Source organism: Pseudomonas sp., assembly GCF_049645325.1.
In the GTDB taxonomy this organism is placed as follows: domain Bacteria; phylum Pseudomonadota; class Gammaproteobacteria; order Pseudomonadales; family Pseudomonadaceae; genus Aquipseudomonas.
Genome location: NZ_JBARTQ010000444.1, coordinates 1 through 9030, shown reverse-complemented (window position 1 = coordinate 9030; position 9030 = coordinate 1). Strand labels below are relative to the sequence as shown.

General features: G+C 62.4%; 9 protein-coding genes. 7 read left to right on the top strand and 2 right to left on the bottom strand.

All coding sequences use genetic code 11. The annotated features are described in order from the left end of the window. Positions 1 to 91, bottom strand: a 91-nt coding sequence (locus tag WBB95_RS19230; RefSeq protein WP_424489023.1) for a hypothetical protein, incomplete at its 3' end; no start/stop codon positions are given. 130 nt (positions 92 to 221) lie between these two features. Here WBB95_RS19230 and WBB95_RS19225 point away from each other — a divergent pair. The 3 genes from WBB95_RS19225 to WBB95_RS19215 are packed head-to-tail and all read left to right on the top strand — an operon-like array spanning position 222 to position 2687. Beyond that, complete coding sequence (locus tag WBB95_RS19225) at positions 222 to 1247, top strand: aminoglycoside phosphotransferase family protein (protein WP_424489022.1); 1026 nt, start codon at positions 222 to 224, stop codon at positions 1245 to 1247. Beyond that, positions 1244 to 1918, top strand: coding sequence for an N-acetylmuramate alpha-1-phosphate uridylyltransferase MurU (gene murU, locus WBB95_RS19220; RefSeq protein WP_424489021.1), 675 nt, complete (start codon positions 1244 to 1246; stop codon positions 1916 to 1918). The genes WBB95_RS19225 and murU overlap by 4 nt, the downstream gene beginning before the upstream one ends. A gap of 1 nt (position 1919) precedes the next feature. Then, positions 1920 to 2687, top strand: a complete 768-nt coding sequence (locus WBB95_RS19215; protein WP_424489020.1) for a TerB family tellurite resistance protein — start codon at positions 1920 to 1922, stop codon at positions 2685 to 2687. 143 nt (positions 2688 to 2830) lie between these two features. Here WBB95_RS19215 and WBB95_RS19210 read toward each other — a convergent pair whose 3' ends face one another. Then, a complete protein-coding gene (locus tag WBB95_RS19210) occupies positions 2831 to 3805 on the bottom strand; it encodes an alpha/beta hydrolase family protein (protein WP_424489019.1) in 975 nt (324 codons plus the stop codon). A gap of 77 nt (positions 3806 to 3882) precedes the next feature. Between WBB95_RS19210 and WBB95_RS19205 the strand changes: the two genes are divergently transcribed. The 4 genes from WBB95_RS19205 to WBB95_RS19190 all read left to right on the top strand — a co-directional run bounded on the left by WBB95_RS19205 (position 3883) and on the right by WBB95_RS19190 (position 8948). After that, entirely contained in the window at positions 3883 to 5877 is a 1995-nt protein-coding gene (locus WBB95_RS19205) for a PAS domain-containing sensor histidine kinase (RefSeq protein ID WP_424489018.1), read from the top strand. Positions 5878 to 5895: 18 nt separating this feature from the next. Further along, positions 5896 to 6525 carry a response regulator transcription factor gene (locus WBB95_RS19200; protein ID WP_122542356.1) on the top strand — a complete coding sequence of 210 codons (630 nt, stop codon included), beginning with the start codon at positions 5896 to 5898 and terminating at the stop codon, positions 6523 to 6525. A gap of 226 nt (positions 6526 to 6751) precedes the next feature. After that, the gene (locus tag WBB95_RS19195) at positions 6752 to 7864 is read left to right on the top strand and encodes an ABC transporter ATP-binding protein (RefSeq protein WP_424489017.1); all 1113 of its coding nucleotides are present in this window, start codon (positions 6752 to 6754) and stop codon (positions 7862 to 7864) included. 43 nt (positions 7865 to 7907) lie between these two features. Then, on the top strand, positions 7908 to 8948 hold the full coding sequence (locus WBB95_RS19190; RefSeq protein WP_424489016.1) for an ABC transporter substrate-binding protein: 1041 nt from the start codon (positions 7908 to 7910) through the stop codon (positions 8946 to 8948). Positions 8949 to 9030: the final 82 nt, after the last annotated feature.

Here is a 9030-nt window from a genome sequence, read left to right as displayed (position 1 = left end):
CGAATGAGGTGGCGAAAGGTTGCATGGCCAGCAGACTGCCGGTTACCAGCAACGGAAATTTTCTACGAAACGCGGGGGATTTCAATGCCATCTTATTAGTCCGGGCTTCCTGCGTGCCATCTGCCCGCGGTGTGGGCCGCACGCCTCTCGATGGTCTGAAAAAGATGCGTGATAATAAAGCATGACCCGCTTGACGGCTAGCGCCGTCGGAGACCCTTGTAATGCCCGAGCAAGATCTACGTTTACAACAGCTGGAAGTCTGGCTGGATGAGCAGTTGCCGATCCTTTTCAACGCTCAGGATTGGGGTGTCGTACCCCCGGCCACATTGACCGCGGCCAGCAGCGACGCGAGTTTCAGGCGTTACTTCCGTTGGGAGGGAGGCGGTCGGACTTTCGTCGTTATGGACGCGCCACCCCCCCAGGAAAACTGCAAACCTTTCGTCGATATCGCTGATTTACTCGCGAAATCGGGAATTAATGTGCCAAAAATTTATGCAGAAGATTTGCCGCGCGGCTTTCTTTTGCTCAATGACCTGGGCCGAAAAACCTATCTGGACGTGATTGACGAGCAAAACGCCGATCAATTGTTTGCCGATGCCATCGACGCATTGCTCGCTTTTCAGCAGTTACCGATGGACGCGCCACTGCCCAGCTATGACGTCGCATTGTTGCGCCGCGAGTTGGAGTTGTTTCCGGAGTGGTACGTTCGCCGGCATTTGGGTATCGACTTCGATACTCGCCAGCAGGTTCTCTGGCAGCGCGTCAGCGATCATTTGATCGACAGCGCCCTGGCTCAGCCGAAAGTGCTGGTGCATCGCGACTATATGCCGCGCAACTTGATGATCAGCGAGCCGAACCCCGGCGTGCTGGATTTCCAGGACGCGGTCTACGGCCCGATCACCTACGACATCACGTGCCTGTTCAAGGATGCGTTCCTCAGTTGGCCTCAAGCCCGCGTGCGCGACTGGCAGCGTGGCTATTGGGAACGTGCCGGGCAACTGGGCATACCGGTGCAGGCCGATTTCGATGAATTCCTGCGGGCCAGCGACCTGATGGGCGTGCAGCGTCACCTCAAGGTGATCGGCATCTTCGCGCGTATCTGCCACCGCGACGGCAAGCCACGCTACCTCGCCGACGTGCCGCGCTTCTTTGCCTATATAGAAGCAGTGCTGGCAGACCGGCCTGAGCTCAATGAGCTGGCTGAACTGCTGACCAGCCTGCGCCAACCCGCCGAGGCCAGCGTATGAAGGCCATGATTCTGGCTGCCGGCAAAGGCGAGCGGATGCGTCCGCTTACCTTGCACACACCCAAGCCGCTGGTGCAGGCGGGCGGCAAGCGGTTGATCGAATATCACCTTGAGGCGCTGGCCAAGGCCGGCTTCAGCGAGATCGTGATCAACCATGCCTGGCTCGGCCAGCAGATCGAAAGCTACCTGGGCGACGGCGCACAGTTTGGTGTGCGCATCCAGTATTCCGCCGAGGGCGAGCCGCTGGAAACCGGTGGCGGAATCTTCAAGGCGTTGCCGTTGCTGGGGGATGCGCCGTTCCTGGTGGTCAATGGTGACATCTGGACCGACTACGACTTCACCCGACTGCGCCAGCCGCTCCAGGGCCTGGCGCATCTGGTGATGGTCGATAACCCGGCGCATCACCCCTCAGGCGGGGATTTCTACCTTGATCAGGGTTTGCTTCATGATGCCGCGCCCGGTGCCGATAACCTGACCTTCAGCGGCATTTCAGTGCTCGACCCGCAATTGTTCGCGGGGTGCAGCGCCGGTGCCTTCAAGCTGGCGCCGTTGCTGCGGGCGGCCATGGCGAAAGGTCTGGTAACGGGGGAGCACATGACAGGACACTGGATTGACGTGGGCACGCTGGAACGCCTGGCGCAGGTCGAAACCCTGCTGACTGCGGGGCAATAGGATGTTGTGGCCAGGGACGCTGATCGGCGCGGGGGCTGGCTTTGCCATTGCCAGTATCCCGGGGGCCTTGTTGGGGGCATTGCTGGGGCAGGCGCTGGACCGCCGCCTGCAATTGCAGAGTTGGGCGCAGTTGCGCGAACGCCTGGGCGGGCGCCCGGCGCTGCGCAACGACGAATTGTTGTTTGTGTTGTTGGGGCGCCTGGCCAAAAGCAATGGCCGGGTGGTGGACGGGCATATCCAGCAAGCGCGGCAGGAGATGCGCTCGTTGGACATGACGGAGTCGGCCCAGCGCCGTGCCATCCTCGCCTTCAATCGCGGCAAGTCCGGCGCTGACCGGGTGCGCACTTACCTGCGCGTACTCAAGGCCCAGCCTCATGCCGCGGAAGGGGTGTTGCGCGCGTGCTGGCGCATGGCCTGGGCGGACGGCAAGGCGGATGATGCCGAGCGCGATTTGATCGAGCTGTGGGGCAAATGGCTGGGCTGGACGCCGCAGCAACTCAAGGCGTTGGCCTCCGATTATGTTCAGGAGCGCAAGCCACTGGCCAACCGTGCCGGGGCTTATCAGGACGCGTTGCGGGTTTTGGGGGTGACGTCCACTGCGGAGCCTTCCGTGATCAAGCGTGCCTACCGTCGCCTGCTCAGCCGTCACCACCCGGACAAGATCGCCGGCAGTGGCGCGACCCCCGCGCAGGTGCGCGAGGCGACCGAGCGAACCCGCGAGCTGCACAACGCCTATGCGTTGATTCGTGAGCGGCGGGACTTTCGCTAGCCGTCACGCTGCTGAAGTGACAACCCAATTTACGGTGGGAGCTGGCTTGTTTGCGATGGCGGTGAGTCAGTAAAGAAATGTCACTGACGGTTCGCTATCGCAGGCAAGCCAGCTCCCACCTTTGGTCGGGTTATCAAGCCGGATCAGTTGGCGGCGGCCTGCGGGCTCAACCATCCGCGAATCCGCCGATACAGCTGCTCTTGCTCGGCCGAACTGTTGCCGGGCAGGGCCTTGAGTGACACCTGTTTATAGCCGTCATTCTTCCCGCGCTTGGCGGCCTGCGCGCGTTCCCGTGCGTTTTTGCGTTCCTGGTCGGCGTCTTGATAGAAGAGATCCGCCGTCGGTACTTTGAGCGCCGGGGCCAGTTGTTGCAGGTCCGGCTGGCGGCCCGCAGGCGTTTTGCCGGCCACCATGACCAATTTTTGTACTTGGGTCGGTTGTTTCTCGCTCAGGTAACGCGCGGCCCACCAGGCGCCGGTGCCGTGACCGAGCAGCACTACGCTTCGCGCGCCCTGGGTCTGGGCGAAGGCCACGGCGGCGTCGATACGGTCGAAGATGCGTTTGGCGTCGGTCTTGTCCTGTTCATCCGCGCCCGGCACCACCGCCGGGTCCGTGCCTTCGGCTTCGGCACTGGCAGCTTGCTCGATGGGTTTGGCGGCGGTGCTGCCGTCTTTGCTGCTGGTGTCGACCGCCGCTTTGGGCGCCTCGATGACCCGCGGTGGCAGGGTGTCCATGTTCACATCCGGCAACGAAAGACTGAGGGTGCCCCAGTTGGCGTCCGGCAATTTGCTGCGTAATGGCGCGATAGCTTGCGGCCAGTCAGCACTTTCCCCGGCGCCCGGCACGATAATCACCACGCCTTCGGGTTCGGCGCTGTTGGCCGGTTTCCACAGGGCCAGGAATGAATCGCTGCCAGCCTGCAATTGTTGCTGTTCGTGTTGCGGAATCTGCCGCTCCAGCGCATTGGCTTCTTCCGCGCTGCGCTCGGGCAGAGGTTGGCGTGCAACCGGTTTTTCGGCAGCGGGCGCGGGTGCGTCGGCGGCCTGGACAGAAAAGGCGCTGGTAAAGAGCAGCGACAGGCACAATGCTGGCAGTGCCGAACGGTGGAGTAAGGGCATCGTTAATTCCCGGCCAGAAGTGATTCCAGCAGCCTAATGGGTTGGTCAGTATTTGTCAGTGATGTGAGACGTGGATCATGGGTTTTCGCTGTTTGCTGGTTATCGGCTGCATGTGCTTTGCCTTGATGGCCAGTGCCGCACCCGCGCCTGTCGCACCGCAAGCACAGCTGACGGCGCCGCAGCGTGAATGGCTGGCCCTGCATCCCGGGCTGCGCGTGGGCGTGGTGTTGCAGGCGCCTTACGCGCAATACGACCGGCGCCTGCAGCGGTTGTCGGGGGCCAATGTGGAATTGATGCAGTGGTTGGCCAAGGCGTTGAACATTGAGCTGTTGTGGCGAAACTTTCCCACCCAGGAACAACTGGAAGCCGCCGTGCGCGACGGCGAGGTGGATATCGCCCCCGGCTTGCAGCAAACCCCGGCCAGCCTGCGTTTGTGGTTATTTACCGACCCCTATATGCGCGTGCCGCAGCACATCGTCGGCATCCGCGAGGGCGGCGGCGCGGTGGAGCTGGAAAAACTCGACGAACAATCGCGTGTCGCCATACGCATGCCCAGTGCCGTGGCCGATTACCTGCGCAGCACCTACCCCAATCTGAACCTGCAAGGCGTGCCCATGGAGCGCCAGGCCCTGCAGTTGCTGGTGAGCCAGCAGGCGCGATACGCCGTGGTGGATGAGGCGCAGTTGAGCCGCTTGTCCGGTGAGGCGGAGTTCGCCGGGCTGGCGGTGGTGGGCGATATTGGCCTGCCGCAATTGCTGCGCGTGGCCACTCGCCGTGAGTGGCCGGAACTGGCGGCCATCATGCAAAGCGCCTTGCGTGCGATTCCCGCGCGTGACCTCGACCAACTGCACAGCCGCTGGCTGCAACCCAAGTACCCTCGGCTGACGGAGTCGCCGGGCCTGTGGCAAAACCTTTGCCTGTTGTTGGGCCTGTTCCTGCTCGCCAGCCTGGCGGTGGTGTTCTGGCAGCGCCGCCAGCAGCGTGTGCTCGAACACAGCCTGCTCGCCGCCCGTGAAGAAAGCGCGGCGCGCGCCGCCGGGGCCGAGGCGCTGCGGTTGACGCAGTTTTCCATCGACCAGAGCACCGTTGGCATTCTGTGGGTCAATTGGGATAGCCATGTGCGCTACGCCAATCGCGCCGCTGAAAGCATGTTGGGCTATGCGCCGGGCGCGTTGATCGAGCGGCCTTTGATCGATGTCGACCCGACGTTGAACATGGACCGCTGGCTCAACCTGTGGAAGCGCGCGCGTGCCAGCGAAGAGGGCCCGCAGAATTTCGCCACCGATTGCCTGCGTGCCGACGGCAGCTTCCTGCCCGCCGATGTGTCGTTGAGCTTTCTGCGGTTTGCCGACGGCGAATACCTGGTGGTCTACCTCACTGACGTCACCGAGCGTCGTCGGTATGTGGCCGCGTTGCTGCAAAGCGAAACGCAGCTGCGCGAGTTGTCTGCTCACCTGGAAACGGTGCGCGAAGAAGAAAAGGCGCGTATCGCCCGAGAAGTCCACGATGAGCTGGGGCAGATGCTCACGGTGCTCAAGCTGGAAACCTCGATGTGCGAGCTGGCCTACGCGCAACTCGACCCGGGGTTGAACGAGCGGCTCAACAGCATGAAGCGCCTGATCGCCCAACTGTTCCAGCTGGTGCGCGACGTGGCGACCGCGCTGCGCCCGCCGATTCTCGACGCGGGCATTGCCTCGGCCATCGAATGGCAAGCCCACCGCTTCGAAGCGCGCACGAATATTCCCTGCCTTGTCCAGGTTCCGGATAACCTGCCGGCCCTGAGCGACGCCAAGGCCATCGGCCTGTTCCGCATTCTTCAGGAGGCGCTGACCAACGTGATGCGCCATGCCCAGGCGCATACTGTCGAACTGACATTGGCGGTGGACGGCCGCGACCTGCGCCTGACCATCAGCGATGACGGTGTCGGGTTCGTGCAGGGCCAAGGTCGGCCGGTGTCGTTTGGTGTGGTCGGCATGCGCGAGCGCGTGTTGATGATGGGCGGGCACATGAGCCTGCACAGCGAGCAAGGGGAGGGCACTACCCTGAGTGTCACGGTGCCGCTGGATGCCTAACCCTGAGAGGAACCCCCTGTGATTCGCGTACTGGTAGCCGAAGACCACACCATCGTTCGTGAAGGCATCAAGCAATTGATCGGCCTGGCCAAAGACCTGCTGGTGGTCGGCGAGGCGAGCAATGGCGAGCAGTTGCTGGAGACCTTGCGTCATGTGCCGTGCGAGGTGGTATTGCTGGACATCTCGATGCCCGGCGTGAACGGCCTGGAAGCGATTGCACGCATCCGCGCGTTGAGCAACCCGCCGGCCATTCTGGTGCTGTCGATGCACGACGAGGCGCAAATGGCCGCGCGGGCTTTAAAAGTGGGGGCGGCGGGCTATGCCACCAAAGACAGTGACCCGGCGCTGCTGTTGACGGCGATTCGCAAGGTCGCGGCGGGCGGGCGCTATATCGACCCGGACCTCGCCGACCGCATGGTGTTTGAAGTCGGCCTGACCGATAACCGGCCCTTGCATTCATTGCTGTCGGAGCGCGAGTTCTCGGTGTTCGAGCGCCTTGCCCAAGGCGCCAACGTCAACGATATCGCCCAGCAACTGGCGCTGAGCAGCAAGACCATCAGCACCCACAAGGCGCGCTTGATGCAAAAGCTCAATATCACCTCGCTGGCCGAGCTGGTGAAGTACGCCATGGAGCACAAGCTGTTGTGAGGGCATGCCTATTTGCGACAGGCTGCAAAACGCCGCTGAGCCGGTGCTTGGCGCTGACCGCTTGAAGCGTGCCGCTGCACTGTCCTGTGCCCGCCATGCGTGTAGGGCAATCCCTACCCCGAACCTTCCATCCGGCTGATGCAATTCTCTCCTGGCCCCCGATTTCCGGGGCCTCGCGCCTGGACTACGCTTGTGTCACAGCAGTCCAACAGACAAAGGTGCGGGTATGAGCGAGGTGGATTCAAATGATGTGTTGGTCAGCTTTCGTGGCGTGCAGAAGAGCTACGACGGCGAGAACCTGATCGTCAAAGACCTCAACCTGGAAATCCGCAAGGGCGAGTTCCTTACCCTTCTCGGGCCGTCCGGTTCCGGCAAGACCACCAGCCTGATGATGCTCGCCGGCTTCGAGACGCCGACCGCCGGCGAAATCCTGCTGGCCGGGCGCTCGATCAACAACGTGCCGCCGCACAAGCGCGACATCGGCATGGTGTTTCAGAATTACGCATTGTTTCCGCACATGACCGTCGCCGAGAACCTGGCGTTCCCGCTGTCGGTGCGCGGCTTGAGCAAGACCGACATCAGCGAGCGGGTCAAAGGCGTACTGAGCATGGTCCAGCTCGACGCCTTCGCCCAGCGCTACCCGGCGCAACTCTCCGGTGGCCAGCAACAGCGCGTGGCATTGGCCCGTGCATTGGTGTTCGAGCCGCAACTGGTGCTGATGGATGAACCCCTCGGCGCCCTCGACAAACAACTGCGCGAACACATGCAGATGGAGATCAAGCACCTGCACCAGCGCCTCGGCGTGACCGTGGTGTACGTGACCCACGACCAGGGCGAAGCCTTGACCATGTCCGATCGCGTGGCGGTGTTTCACCAGGGCGAGATCCAGCAGATCGCCGCGCCGCGCACTTTATATGAAGAGCCAAAAAACACCTTCGTCGCCAACTTCATTGGCGAGAACAACCGCCTCAACGGCCGGCTGCACAGCCACACCGGCGAGCGTTGCGTGGTCGAGCTGGCGCGCGGCGAGAAGGTTGAGGCGCTGGCGGTGAATGTCGGCCAGGTCGGCGGCCCGGTGACGCTGTCGGTGCGCCCGGAGCGCGTCAGCCTGAATGGCTCCAGCGAAAGCTGCGTCAACCGCTTCTCTGGGCGCGTGGCGGAATTTATCTACCTGGGCGACCACGTGCGTGTGCGCCTGGAAGTCTGCGGCAAGGCCGATTTTTTTGTGAAACAACCGATTGCCGAGCTGGACCCAGCCCTGGCGGTCGGCGACGTGGTACCGATTGGCTGGCAAGTCGAGCACGTTCGCGCACTCGACCCACTTCTAGAGGCGAATTGATCGCCCCCTGGCTTCACCAACCCTGCACGTGGAGAGAACAACAATGTTGAGATCCCTTAAGTATTCAGCCCTGGCCTTGAGCTTGATGGGCGCGACACAGGCCATGGCAGGCCCGGACCTGACGGTCGTGTCCTTTGGTGGCGCGAACAAGGCGGCGCAGGTCAAAGCCTTCTATGCACCGTGGGAAAGCGCGGGCAACGGCAAGATCGTCGCCGGCGAGTACAACGGTGAAATGGCCAAGGTCAAAGCCATGGTCGACACCAAGAGCGTCTCCTGGGACCTGGTGGAAGTGGAATCGCCGGAGCTGTCCCGCGGCTGCGACGAAGACATGTTCGAGCCCCTGGACCCGAAACTGTTCGGCAACGGCGCGGACTATGTGAAGGGCGCGATCCAGCCCTGCGGCGTCGGCTTCTTCGTGTGGTCGACCGTGCTGGCCTACAACGCCGACAAACTGAAAACCGCGCCAGGCGGCTGGGCGGACTTCTGGGACGTCAAGCAATTCCCGGGTAAACGCGGCCTGCGCAAAGGCGCCAAGTACACCCTCGAATTTGCGCTCATGGCCGACGGCGTTGCGCCCAAAGACGTCTACAAAGTGCTGGCCGGCAAAGATGGCCAGGACCGCGCCTTCAAGAAACTCGATGAGCTCAAGCCGTACATTCAATGGTGGGAAGCTGGCGCCCAGCCCCCGCAATACCTGGCCTCGGGTGACGTGGTCATGAGCTCGGCCTACAACGGCCGCATCGCTGCCGTGCAAAAAGAAAGCAACCTGAAAGTGGTGTGGACCGGCGGCATCTACGACTTCGACGCGTGGGCCATCCCTAAAGGCCTGGCGAAGGACCGCGCGGACGCGGCGAAGAAATTCATCGCCTTCTCGGTACAGCCGCAGCAGCAGAAGACCTACTCGGAAAACATCGCCTACGGCCCGGCCAATACCCAGGCCGTGCCATTGCTGGCCAAGGATGTGTTGAAGGACATGCCGACCACGCCGGAGAACATCGCCAACCAGGTGCAGATCGACGTGAGCTTCTGGGCGGATAACGGTGAGCAGTTGGAGCAGCGCTTCAATTCGTGGGCGGCCAAGTAACACCGCATAACCCCCAGTGAAAGCGGGCTTGTGTGGGAGCTGGCTGGCCTGCGATGGGATCGACTCGGTCTTTCAATTGCAC

Coding starts and splice junctions, on each gene's coding strand:
- WBB95_RS19225 (WP_424489022.1), top strand. CDS start 222: ATGCCCGAGCAAGATCTACGTTTACAACAGCTGGAAGTCTGGCTGGAT.
- WBB95_RS19195 (WP_424489017.1), top strand. CDS start 6,752: ATGAGCGAGGTGGATTCAAATGATGTGTTGGTCAGCTTTCGTGGCGTG.
- WBB95_RS19205 (WP_424489018.1), top strand. CDS start 3,883: ATGGGTTTTCGCTGTTTGCTGGTTATCGGCTGCATGTGCTTTGCCTTG.
- WBB95_RS19215 (WP_424489020.1), top strand. CDS start 1,920: ATGTTGTGGCCAGGGACGCTGATCGGCGCGGGGGCTGGCTTTGCCATT.
- WBB95_RS19190 (WP_424489016.1), top strand. CDS start 7,908: ATGTTGAGATCCCTTAAGTATTCAGCCCTGGCCTTGAGCTTGATGGGC.
- WBB95_RS19210 (WP_424489019.1), bottom strand. CDS start 3,805: ATGCCCTTACTCCACCGTTCGGCACTGCCAGCATTGTGCCTGTCGCTG.
- murU (WP_424489021.1), top strand. CDS start 1,244: ATGAAGGCCATGATTCTGGCTGCCGGCAAAGGCGAGCGGATGCGTCCG.